The 17,784-nt window shown below is 56.3% G+C and carries 17 protein-coding genes; 10 read left to right on the top strand and 7 right to left on the bottom strand.

Translation table 11 applies throughout. From position 1 onward, the window contains the following. Positions 1-14 precede the first annotated feature (14 nt). From KQI65_06140 to dprA, 7 genes are all read right to left on the bottom strand, one after another. Positions 15-359: an STAS domain-containing protein gene (locus KQI65_06140; protein ID MCB2204312.1), complete on the bottom strand. Its 345-nt coding sequence runs from the start codon at positions 357-359 to the stop codon at positions 15-17. 15 nt (positions 360-374) lie between these two features. After that, positions 375-2,393: an NAD-dependent DNA ligase LigA gene (gene ligA / locus KQI65_06135; protein MCB2204311.1), complete on the bottom strand. Its 2,019-nt coding sequence runs from the start codon at positions 2,391-2,393 to the stop codon at positions 375-377. A gap of 7 nt (positions 2,394-2,400) precedes the next feature. Further along, complete coding sequence (locus KQI65_06130) at positions 2,401-3,930, bottom strand: DUF4115 domain-containing protein (GenBank protein MCB2204310.1); 1,530 nt, start codon at positions 3,928-3,930, stop codon at positions 2,401-2,403. A 110-nt stretch (positions 3,931-4,040) separates the two neighbouring features. Further along, complete coding sequence (locus KQI65_06125) at positions 4,041-5,453, bottom strand: TolC family protein (protein ID MCB2204309.1); 1,413 nt, start codon at positions 5,451-5,453, stop codon at positions 4,041-4,043. Positions 5,454-5,547: 94 nt separating this feature from the next. After that, positions 5,548-6,855 carry an ABC transporter permease gene (locus KQI65_06120; GenBank protein MCB2204308.1) on the bottom strand — a complete coding sequence of 436 codons (1,308 nt, stop codon included), beginning with the start codon at positions 6,853-6,855 and terminating at the stop codon, positions 5,548-5,550. Beyond that, complete coding sequence (locus tag KQI65_06115) at positions 6,852-8,123, bottom strand: efflux RND transporter periplasmic adaptor subunit (protein MCB2204307.1); 1,272 nt, start codon at positions 8,121-8,123, stop codon at positions 6,852-6,854. Before KQI65_06115 ends, KQI65_06120 begins: the two co-directional genes overlap by 4 nt. A 44-nt stretch (positions 8,124-8,167) precedes the next feature. After that, the gene (gene dprA, locus KQI65_06110; GenBank protein MCB2204306.1) at positions 8,168-9,289 is read right to left on the bottom strand and encodes a DNA-processing protein DprA; all 1,122 of its coding nucleotides are present in this window, start codon (positions 9,287-9,289) and stop codon (positions 8,168-8,170) included. A gap of 166 nt (positions 9,290-9,455) precedes the next feature. On the opposite strand from dprA, the gene KQI65_06105 reads away from it, so the two are divergent. Genes KQI65_06105 through KQI65_06060 form a run of 10 tightly spaced genes read left to right on the top strand, consistent with a single transcriptional unit; the run spans position 9,456 to position 17,782 of the window. Beyond that, the gene (locus KQI65_06105; GenBank protein MCB2204305.1) at positions 9,456-10,106 is read left to right on the top strand and encodes a DUF3109 family protein; all 651 of its coding nucleotides are present in this window, start codon (positions 9,456-9,458) and stop codon (positions 10,104-10,106) included. Beyond that, on the top strand, positions 10,106-11,599 hold the full coding sequence (rpoN, locus tag KQI65_06100) for an RNA polymerase factor sigma-54 (GenBank protein MCB2204304.1): 1,494 nt from the start codon (positions 10,106-10,108) through the stop codon (positions 11,597-11,599). The genes KQI65_06105 and rpoN overlap by 1 nt, the downstream gene beginning before the upstream one ends. A gap of 16 nt (positions 11,600-11,615) precedes the next feature. Next, complete coding sequence (hslV, locus tag KQI65_06095) at positions 11,616-12,164, top strand: ATP-dependent protease subunit HslV (GenBank protein MCB2204303.1); 549 nt, start codon at positions 11,616-11,618, stop codon at positions 12,162-12,164. Between the two features lies 1 nt (position 12,165). Further along, on the top strand, positions 12,166-13,524 hold the full coding sequence (hslU, locus tag KQI65_06090; protein ID MCB2204302.1) for an ATP-dependent protease ATPase subunit HslU: 1,359 nt from the start codon (positions 12,166-12,168) through the stop codon (positions 13,522-13,524). A 7-nt stretch (positions 13,525-13,531) separates the two neighbouring features. Continuing rightward, positions 13,532-14,128 (top strand): hypothetical protein, encoded by a 597-nt coding sequence (locus KQI65_06085; protein MCB2204301.1) that lies wholly within the window; start codon positions 13,532-13,534, stop codon positions 14,126-14,128. A 2-nt stretch (positions 14,129-14,130) separates the two neighbouring features. Beyond that, positions 14,131-14,406 carry a hypothetical protein gene (locus KQI65_06080; GenBank protein MCB2204300.1) on the top strand — a complete coding sequence of 92 codons (276 nt, stop codon included), beginning with the start codon at positions 14,131-14,133 and terminating at the stop codon, positions 14,404-14,406. 11 nt (positions 14,407-14,417) lie between these two features. Next, on the top strand, positions 14,418-15,206 hold the full coding sequence (locus KQI65_06075; GenBank protein MCB2204299.1) for an MBL fold metallo-hydrolase: 789 nt from the start codon (positions 14,418-14,420) through the stop codon (positions 15,204-15,206). Then, the gene (locus tag KQI65_06070) at positions 15,203-15,892 is read left to right on the top strand and encodes an HAD-IA family hydrolase (protein MCB2204298.1); all 690 of its coding nucleotides are present in this window, start codon (positions 15,203-15,205) and stop codon (positions 15,890-15,892) included. The genes KQI65_06075 and KQI65_06070 overlap by 4 nt, the downstream gene beginning before the upstream one ends. 5 nt (positions 15,893-15,897) lie before the next feature. Further along, complete coding sequence (gene acpS / locus KQI65_06065; protein ID MCB2204297.1) at positions 15,898-16,272, top strand: holo-ACP synthase; 375 nt, start codon at positions 15,898-15,900, stop codon at positions 16,270-16,272. Between the two features lie 25 nt (positions 16,273-16,297). Further along, positions 16,298-17,782, top strand: a complete 1,485-nt coding sequence (locus tag KQI65_06060) for a hypothetical protein (GenBank protein MCB2204296.1) — start codon at positions 16,298-16,300, stop codon at positions 17,780-17,782. The last annotated feature ends 2 nt before the right edge of the window (positions 17,783-17,784 follow it).

Genomic DNA, 17,784 nt, shown 5'->3' with positions numbered 1-17,784 from the left:
CCTGTGTTATCTGATCAATCTTCGACGATGAGGGCGCGTGCCTCATCAATGGATCCTACCAGCGGAATGACGTCAGTGAGCTTGGTGATCTCGAAGAGCGACCGGACTTTGCCGTGCATGTCGACGACAATCAGTCCTGCCTCACGCTCACGCAGCTGCCGGTCGGCAAGCAGAATGGCACTGAGTCCGCTGCTGTCGCAGAAGGTGACTTCCGAGAGATCGAGGATGAGGACGTCGATGCTCGATTGGGTAAGAATGAGAAACTCGCTCTTCGCCTCGGCCGCGTTATTTGAGTCGAGTCGCTCTTCGTGCAGGTGGAAAATGGCCAGGCCGTTTTCCTTGTCAACGGTAAATGTCATGGGAATTCCTGCGAATTATGATTCTGGGAGTTCTGCGAGGAAGCGGTCCTCGTCAATTATGGCGATACCGAGTTTTTCGGCTTTCTCAAGTTTGGAACCGGCGGATGCGCCCGCAAGCACGGCGTCGGTTTTCTTGCTGACGCTGCCGGTGACCTTGCCTCCGTAGCGTTCGATGAGACCACGGGCGTCGTCGCGCGTCATGCTCGTGAGCGTTCCGGTCAGCACGAATGTCTTACCTGAGAAGAATGGGTGTTCTTCACGCGCATCATCCGCCATCTCATGTGTCACGCCCGCATCGATCAGCTGACGCACAAGGCTGCGTGTGGCTTCCTCACGGAAAAAATGCTGCACGGTATCGGCGATGCGCGGACCAATCCCGTCCACCGCAACGAGCTCTTCCGTGTCTGCACGCTCCAGCGCATCGAGAGAGCGGAAATGCTGCGCCAGCAGGCGGGCGACGGACTGTCCGACAAAGCGGATGCCCAGTGCGTGGATAACGCGTTCCAGCGGTTTCTGTTTACTTTCTTCAATACCCGTGAGCAGGTTGTCGACGCTTTTCTGACCGAAGCGCTCGAGCTGTTCGAGCGCCTCCCGCTGTTCGTGAAGCCGGTAGAGGTCCGCATACGTGGTAATCAAACCGCTGTCCACGAGTACATCCACGACGGATTCACCGAGTCCTTCAATGTCCATCGCACCGCGGGAAGCGAAATGTTCGATGCGTCCGCGGATCTGCGCGGGACACAGGAGGTTTTCGCAGAACCAGGCGGCTTCACCTTCGGGACGCTGCAGTTCGCTCGCGCAGACGGGGCAGTGTTTCGGGAACGCGTAGGGCTGAGCGTCAACGGGACGCTGGTCGCGGCGCACATCGGTGACTTTGGGAATGACGTCTCCGCCTTTTTCTATGACGACTGTGTCGCCAATATGCAGATCCAGATCGCGTATGAAATCCTCATTGTGCAGCGTCGCTCTGCTGATCGTGGATCCGGAGAGTGGAACCGGCGTCAGATGCGCGACCGGTGTGATCGTTCCCATGCGACCCACCTGCACTTCGATCGCTTCCAGCACGGTCTCTGCCTGGCGCGCGGCGAATTTGAATGCGATCGCCCAGCGGGGACTCCTCGCCACGCTTCCCAGCTCTTCCTGCTGACGAAGTGCATTGACCTTGACTACGACACCGTCGATTTCATAGGGCAGCTCGTCGCGATGCTCCTGCCAGTGACGCCAGAATTCGAGTATATCATCCACCGAATCGCACAGCTTCGTATGCGGATTTACGGAAAAGCCGCAGCGGCGCATGTACTCCATCGCCTCGCCCTGCGTACGCACCTGCGGAATGTCACCGATCAAGCTGTACATGTATGCGCGCAGATTGCGGCTGGCGACGACGCTTGAATCCTGCAGTTTGAGTGTGCCGGCGGTCGAGTTTCTCGGGTTCGCAAACAGTTTGTCTCCGCTCTCCTCGCGATGCCGGTTGAGCGCTTCGAAATCATCTTTGTGCATGACCACCTCGCCGCGAACTTCCAACTGCGTGGGAGTGTCAACGTCGCTGCGCAACCGCAGGGGAAGGGAACGAATCGTTTTCGCATTCGCGCTGATGTCGTCACCCTGCGTGCCGTCCCCTCTCGTGGCGGCGCGCGCGAATGCACCGTCTTCATAACGGACGGCGAGTGCGACGCCGTCGAGCTTGAGTTCCACGTGATACTGCAGCGCATCAACGCCGAGCAGCTGCGTCACACGGTGGTGAAATTCCCGTACCTCTTCCTCATCATAGGTATTGGCGAGACTGAGCATGGGCACATCATGAGTGACCGTCGGAAATTCTTTTGTGACGGTGCCACCGACGCGCTGTGTGGGGGAGTGAGGGGTGCGCAGATCCGGGTGTGCCGCTTCGATGTCCTGCAGCTCACGGAACATGACGTCGTACTCCTGGTCGCTGATGTCAGGATCAGCGAGCACATAATAGCGGTAGTCGTGTTGGCGGATCGCATCACTCAGCCGGGCATGGCGCTTACGTATGTCGGCAGGTGTGCTCATTTCAGTTTCATTTCCCTTCAAGCTGTCTGCGCGAGAGCGTAACATTTTTAACGACGGCGCCTTCTTCCCCGAGAGTCCCAATCTCTTTCCCGTTCAGGAAGAACGTCACCGCACCCGCGTCACCAAGCGTGATCACGAAATAATCGCGCGCTTTCCATACGCGGTGCTCCTTGGATGACAGTGACCCGCGCTCGGTGCGCAGGGTGTCCATTTTGACGGAGAACCATACCGGCGCGCTGGTGAATGCTTCGAGAACCAGGCTGTCAGCTTTCTCGAAGACGCGCGGCTTGCTCTCGACCGGCTCGGGGGGCTCAAGCGGTTCGGTACTCACTGTATCTTCCGCATTCATGTCGAGTTCCGTCAACGCGTACTGTGACGAATCGATGAAGCGTCCCGCCTCAATGCTGGCCTTTATAGCGGTGGAATCCGCCAGGGCCGTTTCCGTTTCATCATCGGCACTGAAATAAAAGATGCCGTACACAGCGATAGCCAGCATGGCGATGATGACCATACCCACGCCGATGATACGTTTTTCATTCTGCGCGTCTGAAGGAGGAGGAGCGGGGGATCCGGTGGAAGATTTTTTTTCGCCGGAATCTGCACCGGACGTGGCAGGCTTTGCAGAAGCAGCTGTTTTCGAGGAGGCAGCTGATGCACCGGATGCGACAGGGGTGGGTTTTCGTTTCGACTTCTCTGAACGCTCCGGCCGATTGTGCTTCGCAGTCGGTGCTTCTGCAGCAGTTTTTTGCGCAGGAGTCTCCTCCGCAGAGGTTTTTTCTTCCACTGGCGTTGTCCCAGTTTTTTTCTGCTCTGCGGGTTTTTGTTCGACGGGTTCCTGTGCGGCAGGTTTCTGCTCCGCCGTTTTGCGATCTGCGGATTCTTCCCTGGTAGATTCAGCAGGCGCATCGCTGCTGCGTTCTTTCTCCCTGTCTGCCGGAGGCGTGGAGGAAGGGGCGTGCTCCTTGCGGTGAGGACCTTCACTGAAGACGTCCTCGGAATCTTCCCTGGATTCGGGAGACGAGGGCGTGTCGTCCTGCTTTCGATTTTCTTTCCGCGCGGGCGGTGAGAGCGCTTCTGCGCGTTCTCCCGAAGTCCGGATATCGATGGCTTCCCCGGCGTTTTCATCGACGTAGCGGGATTTGCGTACGGGTGGAACGTAGTCGTCCTCTTCGACCTCGGCTTTTCCTTCGACCTCGACATGGGATGGGGGACGATCAAGAGGTTCGATGTATTCGATGGTGTCATCCACCTCGATGCGGAGATTGGAACTGTCAATGTTTTCCGGGGGACGCGGGATACCCTTTTCAGCTTCCGCTGCCTCGTTGTAATACGCGAGCGTGTCGTCCGCATCGAGCCCGACCGCGAGCGCGTACTCGCGGACAAACGCGCGAACATACGTCTGCGGAATGGAAGGGAAGTCCCCGGATTCGATGAGGCGGAGATTCTTGATACTGATGCGCGTGCTTTCGTGTATGTCCTGCAGCGTCAGTCCCGCGTCTTCACGCGCATGTTTGAGATGGGCTCCAAAATCCTTCATGGAGTCAGTCAGTCGCTAGGGTGAGAAAACGGTAAAACCAGTCGTAAAAAGTTAGTCCGCGACCCCGCGAAAAGCAAGGATGTCTCTGGGGTGTCGAAAGGGGGAAATGATCAGCGCTGCGGTATTTCAGGGATGCCGATCTCCTTTCCGAAACGGTAATCGAAAGCTGTTCGGCGACTGAGGTCTGCGAGCGAAAGGTAATAGTCGATGACGGCCTCGAGCGCCGTCAGCCGTGCCTGCAGCAGTCTGCTGCGTGCCTGCGCCAGTTCGGTCGAGCCTATGGTTCCGACTTCGTAGCGTTTGGTGCTGATGTCGTTTGCGATCTCGGCAATGAGACGGGATTTCTGTAGTACCTGGGCGCGACGTGCGGAAGAGCCAATGCTGCGGACCAGGTCGATGATCTCCTGCTCGATGCGCAGTTCGAGGTTCTCTGCCGTAAGCTCGGCGCTGCGAAGACGGGCTTCCGCGGCTTCCATGTCGCGCGCGTGCTTGCCCCAGTCGAATACCGGGATACTCAGTGTGAACACCGCCCGCCGGGTATCGCGGAGGTCGTTGTATAATCCACGGTACGTCGGTGCGTTGTTGTTCAGTCCGTAACTGAGAAACAGATCTCCCCGGATGCTTCGCTGCGCATCAATCTGATCCATCGAGAGTTCACTGCGCTCAATGTTATTGACCGCGCGCTGGAGGTCTACCCGTGTGCGCTTCGCACGCGCGACAGCCTCTGGTTCATCGATGTGCACATCAACAACGGTGGTGTCTCGAAGCAGGCAGTGTACGGAATCACGAACAGGTACACCGACGAGCAGCTTGAACTGATTCGCCTGGGAAATCAACGTGTTCTCGGCGGCGTAGAGATCGTTGCGCGCTGCGGCCAGGTCGACTTCGAACTGGAGCGCTTCGACTTCCGCAATGAGTCCGGCACGGAACTTCCGCTGTGCGGTGGTATGGGATTCCTCCGCCTGGCGCACGCGGTCTTCCTGAATCTTCATACGCTGCTGTGCGGCATAGAGTGTGTAGAACTCCTGTGTCACGGTATAGCGCAGCTCCAGGGTGTTGCGCACGAAATCTGCCATGGCTTCTTCGTAGTCGATTTCCGCATTGCGAAGTGAAATGCGCTGCGTGTTCGGCACGAAAATCGGCTGTCGGAGCTGCACGGCGAGGTCAGTGTAGTAGTCGCGATTGAATCCTCCGCCGGGAGAACGGTCCTGCTGATCCTGACGGTACACCAGTCCCGACAGCGTCAGTGTGGAGTTTGTCCATATCACCGGCTGGTTGATGTCGAGTCTGCCACTCCATTGCAGCTGTTCGAATGGATAGTACTCGTATCTCCGTGTCGAGGTGTTGAACTGTGAGAGCAGGGTCTGACTGTATTGCGGCACATCGAATTCCAGGTCGACAGTACTGTAGAGTGCGAGTCGTGCCGCTTCGGCGGCGGCTTCGGAAGCACGCAGCTGCTGACGGTAGTTTCGTGCCGTATAACTTTTTTCGAAGGCAAATGACAGCGCTGTTTCGAGGTCCATGTCGTGGACCTGCGCAGTGGCAGGGAAGGGCAGGACAAACAGAAGTACTGCAAACAGACAGCGTCGAAGCGCTGCGAAGGTGCGGGGTGTTGTGTTATTCATAGCGTAGCGATTCAATGACGTCCTTGTCCGCGGCACGCTTGGCGGGATAGTATCCGAAGACGATACCCGTGGCAGCAGCGACGGTGAAAGCGAGAAGAATGGACCAGAGACTGATGATGGTACGCCATTCGGCGTATGCAGTGATCATTCCCGTCAGTCCCCATCCGAGAAGAATGCCGGCGATGCCACCCAGTACGGAAAGCATGGTGGCTTCGGCCAGGAATTGTGTGACGATCATACCGCGTGTTGCGCCAATGGCGCGACGAACGCCGATTTCACGTGTGCGCTCGAGTACACTGGCCAACATGATGTTCATGATGCCGATGCCGCCGACAAGCAGTGAAATCCCGGCGATGGCTCCCATGACAATATTGAAAATGCCCTGTGTTTTCTGACTCTGCTCGATGAGCTGCTCTGGAATGGTTATTGAGAAATCCACCTGTCCGTTATGTCTCTGCTGCAGCAGTCTGCGAAGCACATTTGAGGCTACGGCGATGTCAGTGTCCCTGCGCACCTGCACAGCGATCTGATCGATCGTACTGCGATCGATATAGCTTCCTTCGCTGCTGCGCCATCTGCGTCCACGACGTGACCGCGAAGACCCCTGCTCTACACGGGGAAATTTCGACATGGCCGTGGTCAGGGGGATGAGAATGCTGCTGTTCATTGGTGGCAGCGCGATGCTGCCCGTCACAGCGGCCTTCTTTTCTTCCATCACGCCGATGACGCGAAACCATTGATCATCGAGCTTGACCAGCTCGCCCACGGGATCACGGAAGCCGAAGAGCTTCTGCCTGATCTCGCTGCCGATGACACAGACGTTCACCGTGCGGTCAAGATGATCCTGCTGGAGGAAACCACCTTCCGCCAGGCGGATGTTGAATATCGCGGCGTAGGATGGCGTCGTACCGACGAGTACCACCTTGCTGCTTCCCTCATAGGTTCTTGCCTCGATGTCGGCTTCCCAGTTCACGGCTATACGCTCCGCGAAGTCGCAGACCAGGCGGATCGCACCTGCGTCCTTGCGTGAAATGCCGAGGGGACGAACGGAGGAGGGACCCTCGTCATCTCCTTCCTCGTCTACAGGAATCGAACGTATGATGACGTTGCGTACTCCGAGCACTTCGATCTGTTCGAGGGATTCCTGCTTTGCACCTTCGCCGATGGAGAGCATGGCGATGACCGCGCCGACACCGAACACAATGCCCAGCATGGTGAGGAAGCTTCTGGTTTTGTGCAGGGTAAGACTCTGTGTGGCAATGGAGAACGCTTCCCGGTATTTCGTGATCAGGTGTTTCACTGTGACAACCCGTTAGTCCCGTCCGACATGCCACCCTGCGCGGCAGCCTCTTCTGCGTTCGCATCTTTCTCGGGATTCCTCAATGCCACCTGCTCACCTTCCTCGACGCCATTTTTCACAACGACGAAATTGTCATTGCGCGACCCCAGTTCCACTTCGCGTTTTTCGAAGGAGCTGCCGTCACCGACGTATGCCATGGTTTTCCCGTCTTCCTCGAAAACGCTGATGATGGGAATGGAAACCACATTCTCAACCTTGTCGACGATGATTTTATTGGTGGTGGTAATACCGGGTTTGAGTACGTCATCCGTTTCATCGAGATCCACGATGATGTCGAAAACCTTGATGTTGGATCCCTGTCCTTTCTGGCGTCCGATCTGCGAAACGCTGCTGATGGTGCCTGTAAATGATTTGTCGGGAAAGGCATCGGGAATGATATGCACTTTCTGCCCCTTCTCGACCTTGGAGATGTCCATTTCGTTAATGGAGACCTCGACCTGCATGGCGGAGAGGTCGGGCAGACTGATGATAGGCATACCCGGCCAGGGTTGATCCCCCTTGGCAATTTTTCGTCCCGTTGACCAGTTGTTTTCGTACACCACGAGTCCACTGATCGGTGCACGCAACGTGAGCTGTTCCATTTCCTTCTGTGAGACTGCGATATCGCTGCGAATCTGCTCAATGCGCAGCTGCAGATTCCCGAGTTCTGATTTCCTGACAATGCTCTTGTTCTCAAGGTTCAGCTTGGCCTGTTCGAAGGTCAGGCGTGCGCGCTCGAACTCGATTTCCGCTTCACGCTTCCTGGCCTCGGGTTCGAATTGCATTTTTTCTTTCGCCAGTTTTGCAAGCTGGAAATTCAGCTTGGCGGTTTCGAATTCCGTCTGCGCCTGAGATTCATCAGCCGATTGCTGCGCTTTGAGTTTTGCAAGGTCCGCCAGTGCAGTTTTCAGCTCCGTCTGTTTGTCCTGCATACGCTTGAGGGCTGAACTTGGATCGAATCGTGCGAGCAGGTCTCCTTCCTTGGCCGTGCTTCCTTCCGGAGCCAGCTCCACCACCTGCAGCGTTCCGCCGGAAAGGATGCGCGGAGCAGTGATGGTAACGGAGTTTTTCGCACGAATCGCGCCGCTTTCGATGACGTAGATTTCAAAATCACCCTGCTTCGCGGTGTATGAAGGAACATCGCGAGCGGCGTTCGGCCAGAGCCAGATCAGAAGCAGCAGGAGAATGACGGAGGCACCGAGAACGGAAAACAGTGTTTTGGGAGACATGAGCGATATCCAGGCATTTCGTTGGTTAAGCGTCAAATATACGGTTAATTTCGCTGTGACGTTTCGCAGATGAAGTATTTCCCGGGCAGCTGACGCACGGCGCCACGGAATTCCATTTGCAGGAGTTCAGAGAGCAGGGAGGGAAGAGGCATGCCGGTGCGGGCCGACAACTCATCGACATGCACTGTTTCCTGTCCGATCGCGTCAACAATCTGCTGCTCAAGCAGCGAAAGCTGCAGAGGGGGCGGCGCAGGTGCGGACGCTGCCAGGGGGTGAAGCTCGGCAAGAATATCCTCCGGACTCGCGGCCAACTGTGCCATGCTTTTCCTGATCAACTTGTGCGGTCCGGCACTCATCGCATTGTGTACAGGACCGGGAACCGCAAACACATCGCGGTTCTGATCGAGCGCAATACTTGCACTGATCATTGCGCCGCCGCTGACGGCACTTTCCATGACGACAAGCGATTGCGCGAGTCCGCTGATGATGCGGTTCCGTCTCGGGAAATTCTGCGCGTCCGGCTTGGCTTCAAGCGGCAGTTCGGACAGCAAGGCCCCGTGTTCGGCTGCTGCCTCTGCCAGTTCGTGATTCGTGCCAGGATAAATGCGGAGAAGTCCGCTGCCTAGCACCGCGATCGTGCGCGTCCCGAATCGCAGGGCGCACCGATGCGCCACGGTGTCTATTCCCATCGCCAGTCCGCTGACGATTGTAATCCCCACCGCGGCGAATGCGCGGCAGTACTCCTCGGTGCAGCGCCGCCCGTAATCTGATGGATTTCGTGTGCCAACCACAGCCACCGCCGGGTCATCCTCCTCCTGAATCCTCCCCTTCATGAACAGATACAGGGGTGGGTCGTATATGGAAAGCAGTCGCTGCGGATAGCCGGGATCTTCGCAGGAGAGGTAGCGAATCTGTTTGCGCTCCGCTTTCACTGCATTGTTCTCGGTCAGGCGGGCGATGTCTCCATGCCTTTTCTCCGCCTGCAGGGCTGCACGGATATTCCGTGACATCTGCCTGCTGAAGCCCTCAACCTGGCAGAGATCTTCCTCAGTGGCCGACAGCAGGTAAGTGAATGTTGAAAAATACCGGAGCAGGCTGCGTCCCCGTCGCGGTCCCACACCGGGCAGCAATGATACGCGAAAATGGTCGAATGAGTCTGATTTCATGAACATTTGAAGAGTTTATTCCCTGAAGCCCCATATTACACCCCGATCCGGCACGGCGCAAGGGAGAAATCCGGTAAAAATCAAGTTGCACTGCGCAGTTCTTTTCAATAAGTTTTGAAATGCGGAATAAAAACCGTGCCAGTGTTTTGAGCGTTCTGCCAGCATCATGCGCATAGACCGAAAGATCATATCGACCCGCTTCGCCTGCGACCTTGCCGCCTGCAAGGGCGCCTGCTGCACCTTTCCCGGTGGAAGCGGGGCTCCCGTGCTCCCTGACGAGCAGGATGTGCTGCGCGAGGCCTGGGAAACGGTCAAAAAGGACGTTCCGCGTGCGCACCGCCAGGAAGTTGAGGCGCATGGACTCTTCGACCACGACGGCGAGGACATCACGCTGCGCTGTGTGGATGACAGGGCCTGCGTTTTTGTGCGCTACGACGGCACCGTGGCGAAATGCGCGATACAGCAGGCCTACTTTGAGAAGGCCTTTCACTGGCCAAAACCGCTGTCATGCCACCTGTTCCCGATTCGCGTACGGGGCAAAAAGCGGGATCAGCTGCGTTTTGAAACGTTTTCAGAATGTGCCCCCGCCTTTGAACATGGGGAGGAGCAGGGTGTTTCGCTGATCGAGTTTCTCAAGGAGCCACTCGAACGCGGATTCGGTGCGCCGTTTTACGAGGGACTACGCCGCCATGCGGAAGAGGTCCATGGAAACGCGAATGGCGCGGAAGCAAGCAGAAGCGGCGCGGAAGCAAGCAGAAGCGGCGCGGAAGCAAGCAGAAGCGGCGCGGAGGGATCTGCCGGAGGTGAGACAGACTGATGCTGCATCTGACTCAGACTCAACGCCTGCAACAAAAACTCTCACCTGCGCAGGTGCAATACCTTAAAATACTTCAACTTCCGGTGCTTCAGCTCGAGCAGAAGATTAAGGATGAACTCGAGATGAATCCGTTACTGGAGGAGGGACTCGAGCAGCTCGAGGACCAGGAGGAAAGCCAGGAACTCGAGCAGCGCACGGACGATGATGTGCCCGGTGAGGACGGTCAGAAGGAGGAGAGCGCGGCGGATGACGAATATCTCGAAAAGGAAATCCGCGAGAACAGCGACGAAGAGTACTCCTGGGAAGAGTTTTTCGAGAATAATGAGGGATCGGCGAGCGTCAACCAGTATTATGACGGGGAGGATGACAGGGAGATTCCCACGCCGGCCCGTGTGACGCTGCGCGAGGATCTGATCGATCAGATCGTCCTTCTCAACCTCGATCAAGCGGAGTTCAAGCTGGCGGAAGCCATTATCTGGAACATCGATGACGACGGATATCTCCACGCAGACTTCGGGGATATTGTCGAGGATGTCAATCTCCAGAATGGGTTGGCTTTCACGATGGGACGGGCCGAGGAGGTATTGCACCGCATCCAGCGTCTCGATCCTCCGGGCATCGGATCACGAAATCTGCGTGAATGTCTTCTCGTTCAGCTGGATCTGCAGCCGAATACGTCCACCGCCCGCATCGTGGCAATGCGCATTCTGCGTGAAACCTGGGAGCATTTCGAGAAGAAACACTTCGATCGCATTCGCCAGGAATTGCATATCAGCGAAGACATGCTGAAAAAGGCCTTCGATATCATCAAGGCGCTCAATCCAAAACCCGGCGAAGGGGAAAGCCTCGACTCCGTGAACTATATCATTCCCGATTTCTTTGTTACAAAGGATGAAGGAGAGTTCGTCATAACACTCAACGAGCGTGGTGTTCCGCCCCTGCGGGTGAACAAAGCGTATAAAAACATGCTGATGCATCAGCGAAAGGCGCTGTCAAGCGATACGAAGCAGTTCTTGCGTCAGAAGATGGAAGCCGCGAAATGGTTCATTCAGTCCATCCATCAGCGCCGACAGACCATGATGGCTGTGATGAGTACTATAATAGAGAAGCAGAAGGACTGGTTCGAACACGGCACAGGCCACCTGCGACCCCTGATTTACAAAGACATCGCCGATGAAATCGGGATGGACATTTCCACCATTTCCCGCGTGGTAAATGGCAAGTATGCGCAGACGGAGTGGGGCGTGTATGAGCTGCGCTACTATTTCAGCGAGGGGATCGCGACCGATTCGGGCGAGGAAGTCGCAAACAAGGAAGTCAAAGCGATACTCAAGGGCATCATCGACGAGGAAAATCCGCGTAAACCACTCAGCGATCAGGCGTTGACGAAAATTCTGCAGGACAAAGGTTTCAATATCGCGCGCCGTACGATCGCGAAGTACCGTGAAGCCATGGGCATTCCGGTTTCCCGCCTGCGTAAAAGACTTGTATAACACGAATGGAACGTGCATAGTGAACGATCAGAAAACCATCCGCGCCACCACGGTGCTCGGATTGATACGAAACGGAAAAGCGGTGCTGGGAGCCGACGGTCAGGTGACGGTCGGAAATACCGTGATGAAACATCATTCAAAAAAAATCCGCAAGATGTACAAGGGCAGCGTGCTCGCGGGCTTCGCCGGTTCGGCGGCGGATGCGTTCACGCTCTCGGAGAAATTTGAAGCCCGGCTCGAAGAGTTTCGGGGGAATTTCCAGCGTGCTGCAGTGGAACTCGCGAAAGAGTGGCGGACGGACAAGTACCTCCGGAGGCTTGAGGCATTGCTTGCCGTGGTGAACGAGGATCAGGCGCTGATTATTTCAGGTACGGGCGATGTCATTGAACCCGATGACGGTATCGTCGCCATTGGTTCAGGCGGGAGCTATGCACTCGCCGCCGCGCGCATGCTCATGAAGCACACGGATCTTTCCGCTCGGGAGATCGTGGAAGAAGCCCTCCGCACCGCCGCGGAAATCTGTATTTATACGAACAGCAATATTGTGATTGAAGAACTGGATTAGCATGACGGAAGACTCATTTCATTACCTGCAGGACAGCCTGACTCCAAAACGTATTGTCGAGGAGTTGGACAAATACATCATCGGACAGGATAACGCGAAACGCTCGGTAGCCATTGCTCTGCGCAACCGCTGGCGCCGGCAAAACGTGCATGAAACCCTGCGCGATGAAATCATGCCAAACAATATTATTCTCATCGGTCCCACCGGTGTTGGAAAAACGGAGATCGCACGACGTCTTTCACGTCTGTCCGGCGCACCTTTCATGAAAGTGGAAGCCTCGAAATTCACCGAGGTCGGGTATGTGGGACGCGATGTCGAATCCATGATTCGCGATCTGATGGAGATTGCGGTCAACCAGGTCCGCGCCGAAAAGACCGCTGAAGTGCAGGAACGTGCCGCACAGATGGCCGAGGAACGCATTCTCGACATCATATTTCCGCGTCCCACCGCACAGCAGACCGAGGAAGAAGTGCAGTCGCAGACGCGGGAGAAACTGCGCGAACAGCTGCGATCCGGTAATCTCGACGAACGCATGGTCGAGATTGATACTACCGTGCAATCGTCCTCGAACATGCAGGTCTTCGGTCCGATGGGACTCGAAGATATGGGCGTGGACATACAGAATCTGCTCAGCAACATGATGCCGAAGAAGCGCAAGAAGCGGAAGGTGAGCATTGCTGAAGCGCGTGAACTGCTGCAGCAGGAAGAAGCGCAGAAGCTCGTCGATCCGGACGCCGTATCGCGGATTGCACGTGAACGCGTGCAGGACGCGGGCATCATTTTCCTCGATGAAATTGATAAAATCGCAGGTGGAAAAAGCAGCAACGGCACTGCGGACGTTTCCCGTGAAGGCGTGCAGCGCGACCTGCTTCCCATCGTCGAGGGCAGCAGCGTCAACACGAAATACGGGGTCGTCCGCACCGATCATATTCTCTTTATCGCGTCCGGCGCCTTTCATGTCTCCAAGCCCAGCGACCTGATTCCGGAAATGCAGGGACGTTTCCCGATCCGTGTCGAGCTCGACAGTCTGACGGAAGATGATTTCGTCAAGATTCTCACCATTCCAAAAAATGCGTTGCTCAAACAGTATGCGGCGCTGCTCGAAACAGAGGGACTGGAACTGCAGTTTGCCGACGACGGCATCGCGGAAATCGCACGCATTGCCGCCGAAGTAAACGAGCGCGTGGAGAATATCGGCGCCCGTCGCCTCCACACCATTCTCACGACGCTGCTCGAGCAGATTTTGTACGAAGTCCCCGATCAGATCCGGGAGAAGAAGGTCCGCGTCGATGCCGCGATGGTCGAAGAGAAGCTCGCCAGCATCGTTAAAGACCGCGATCTCAGTCAGTACATTTTATAGGTCCCGCATGTCCGATCTTTCCGCATCGTCAGCCTGGCGCAGTCTGCCATACCGCATCGGCATGACTGTCTTCACCATCGCCGGTGTCCTCTGGCTCGGAGGCATCGTCTACCGGGCGCTTATCGCCAATGAACTCTTCATTTCCGGGACACTGGATTTCGATCCTTCCATTCTCCCGGCGCAGGAGAGTATGCTGTTTCAGCTTATCGCCGCATCCTCGCTGGTTGTGATCATCGCCTATGGTGTCGCCATCATCGCAGCCGTGGTCGTGTTTCGCACGATTCCCCTGCGCTGCAAGGAACACGGCTGGCTGCTCATGGCCGCAATTCTCATCTTCATGTTCGTACCGGTGGAACTGTTCACTGCCTACCTGGACATACGCTTTATCCTGCTCTGGGAGGGAACGCGCGACATGATCGCGGCACATGGACTGGAAGCCTTCATCGATGTCCGATCCGAACTCCAGGCCACGCTGTCGCATCGCATCGGGGCACTGAGCGGACTCCCGGTCATGGCGGTGTTCTGCTATCTCACCGCGCTGATTGTGATGATATGGCAGCCGATGCGGAAAACCGTAAAGATTCCGGCGAAACAGGAGGCCTGATCATGGCGAAAATGGACAAAGAAATGATGTTGGAAGAGCTGCGTGAGACCTGCGAACAGCTCGGGTATCAGATTCGCTACGAGAAAGGGGACTTCGACGGGGGACATTGCATTCTCAAGGAGAAGCGTCTCCTCGTTGTCAACAAGAAATTCACCATCGAGCGGAAAATCAACACGGTCGCCGCGGCGCTCGGTGAACTCGGTGTCGATGCGATTTTCGTCAAACCCGCGGTACGCGAACTCATAGATCGCGAACGCGACAAACAGCAGAACGCATGAGTGCCGACGGAATGGATGTCTCCTTTATCGTACTCGGGTCGGGAACATCGCAGGGAGTGCCGGCCATCGGCTGCCACTGTGAAACCTGCAGATCATCGGATCCGCGGGATACGCGTCTTCGCGCGTCCATCCTGGTTCAGGCAGGAGAGCAACAGCTGCTGATCGACACGTCTTCCGACTTTCGCCAGCAGATGCTTCGCCACGGCGTGATACGCATCGACGCGGTGCTGTACACGCATCATCATTTTGACCACATCGGTGGTTTCGACGACCTGCGGCAATACAATTTTCTTCAGAGTGCTGAAATGCCGGTCTACGGTCTGCAGGAAACCCTCGACGAGATCCGTATCACCTTCCGCTATGCATTCGGAGAGGCAAAACAGACGGGTGGGGGACTCCCCAGTGCAAAACTCTGTGCTGTGGAAGGCGGGTCAGCGTTTACCGTTGGCGACATCGAGATTCTCCCTGTCCCGGTGATGCACGGCGTCCTTCCCATACTCGGCTACCGCATCGGCAACATGGCGTATCTGACGGACACGAACGAGATCCCGGATTCGTCGATGGCCATGCTTGAAGGACTCGACGTACTCGTTCTCGACGCCCTTCGTCATCACGCGCATCCGACCCATTTCTCCCTTGAAGAAGCCGTCGGCATGGCGCGTCGCATAGGCGCCCGGCGCACGCTGTTTACGCATATCGCGCACAATATTCAGCATGCCCGCGACTCCGTGCTCCTTCCGGAAGACATGGAATTTTCGTATGATGGACAACTGGTCACCGTATCAGAGGAACAGCCATGATTGACGCCGTCATCTTCGATCTGGACAACACGCTTGTCGACTTCATGCTCATGAAACGCAATGCTGTCGAAGCAGGCATCAGGGCCATGATTGATGCCGGACTCAAGTACAGTTTCGAAGAAGTGAACGAGGTCGTCGACCGGGTGTACGGCGAACAGGGAATCGAGTATCAGCGTGTGTTCAATCAGGTCCTCACCGAACTCACGGGGGAGGACGATCACAAGATTCTCGCAGCCGGCATCATCGGCTATCGGCGTGCGCGGGAAGCAAACCTGGTTCCGTATCCGCATGTGCACATGACGCTGTTCACGCTGGCGCGGATGGGACTCAAACTCGGCGTTGTCTCCGATGCTCCCAAGCTCGAAGCCTGGCTGCGGCTGTGCTCCCTCAACCTGCATCACATTTTCGATGCCGTGGTGACGTTTGAAGATACAGGCGAGCGCAAACCGAGTCCGATACCGTTCCAGCGCGTACTCGGATTGCTGGGTGTCAGTCCTTCGGAATCGATCATGATCGGCGACTGGGAAGAGCGCGACATCATCGGTGCCCGCGGAATCGGCATGCATACCGCATTCGCACGTTACGGAGACACGTTCAATACCGGTGACACAACGGCAGATTTCGATCTACGCTCCATACGCGATCTCATCGAAATTATCCGTGGCATGAACAGGAACAGCGCATGAGTCGGATTTACGGCATCGGTGTCGATATCGAGGAGATCCGGCGTTTCGAGGAACTGACCGGGAAGTGGGGCAGGAGGTTTGAGGAAAAGGTGTTCACGGCAGAAGAAATCGCGTACTGCGAAGGGAAGACGCTTCCCCCACAGCACTTCGCCGCGCGTTTTGCTGCAAAGGAGGCGTTCGCGAAAGCCATCGGGACAGGATGGACAGGGGCCTTTCGCTGGAGTGACGTCGAAGTGCGCAATGATGAGCTGGGGAAACCGGAGCTGCTGCTGCACAACAGCCTGCAGGAACGCTTTGGTACGATGCGGTTACACCTTTCGCTCTCGCACGGCGGCAGTTATGTAACGGCCATGGTCGTGATAGAAGATAGTGATGCGTAGTTTTTTCTTCATTATGGAGGACGGAATGCAACGTTTTTTCAAAAGTACGATGTATGTATTTACGCTGTTGTTCATTGCCGCGTCAATCGCTGCAACCGGTTGCTCGGACGATGATGGACCGGTTGATCCCGGCACGAACGACACGGGCAGCACATCCAACATGGATGAGAAAGTGCGTCCCGTCGTGTTCGTCCACGGTCAGTTTGAAGCCGGCGATCTGTACACACAGATGGCCCAGCTTTTTGCTCGCAATGGATATACCGATGCACAGCTCGACGCCATCGATCTCGTTTCCTACATCAACGGAAGTGACCCTGATGTCGCCGAAATGGCCACCCAGATCAGTGCCGCAGTCGATGCACTGATTTCCTCAAGTGGAGAGTCCCGCGTTGACATTGTTGCCCACGGGATCGGTGTGAACGCCGTCATGCATTACATCGCCAACATGCAGGGCACCGACAAACTGGCGCATGTCGTCTACACCGGCGGATTGTATGATCTCTCGCTTGCGGTGAACGGTGATGTTACTCCAGGTCCCTGCGATTACATGACCGTGCGCAGCGACGGAAGCGACGAGCTGCAGGGTGGCAACAGCACGTACGGCGAGCTCAATGGTGCGTCGAACGAGCAGATGGCCGGACTGGACAATGTCGAACTCGCCACGGATCCCGCCGTGTTCGCGAAAGTGTACAAATTCTTCACTGGCGAGAATCCTGGTCAGACTTCACTGCACGCACCGCGTCCCGGTGAGACCTATACCGTCAGCGGAAAGGTGATTGAATTCATCGACAACAGGCCCGTGCAGGGCGTGTATGTAACTGCCATCCCGATTCGTACGCTCAGCAACGGCGAAATCCAGAGGCAGATCGGCGGTTCACCTGTTGAAACCGATGCCGGGGGAAATTTCTCCTTTGACATCACACTTTCGCCGGAAACGCATTACGAATTCCGCATTCAGAATCTGAACAGCAGCTACTACGACATGCATGTCTATGTGCAGGCATTTCGTGAGAACGTCAACACGCTGCGTTTCCGCATGATCCCGCGCTCACCATCCGGCAGCCAGCCTCTTACCACACTGAGCACGGCAATGCGCACCGGTGATCACGCGAACTTCTTCGTGCATACACTCAACGAGGCCATGCAGTCGGCGGAGGACAATCTGACGCTCACGCGCTTCAACCCGGCATTTGAACCCATCGGCGAGGTTTCCGTTCTCACACCCGGCAACGCACCGGCTGCTGGCGTCAGCGCCATGGCCGGCAACACGACAGTGCTCGCCATTCTGGACTATGACATGAATCAGAGCGACGGTACAGGTCCCATCTCCGCTTCTGGAATAAACATGTTCGGCATCAACAGTTTTGATGCCTACCTGATCGGCCAGCCCTCGAATCATCAGACGCAGGTGAAATTCAACAACAGCACGCTCGGCGTGCAGAACTTCGCCTCGAAGGGCGGTGTCGGTGCTTCGAACGGCGGCTTCACACTCGTGCAATTCGAGTACTGATC

Source organism: bacterium (assembly GCA_020444325.1).
GTDB lineage: Bacteria > Bacteroidota > Ignavibacteria > SZUA-365 > SZUA-365 > BM516.
Note: the sequence above shows the minus strand (reverse complement) of the source record. Positions and strands in the feature narration are given on the sequence as shown.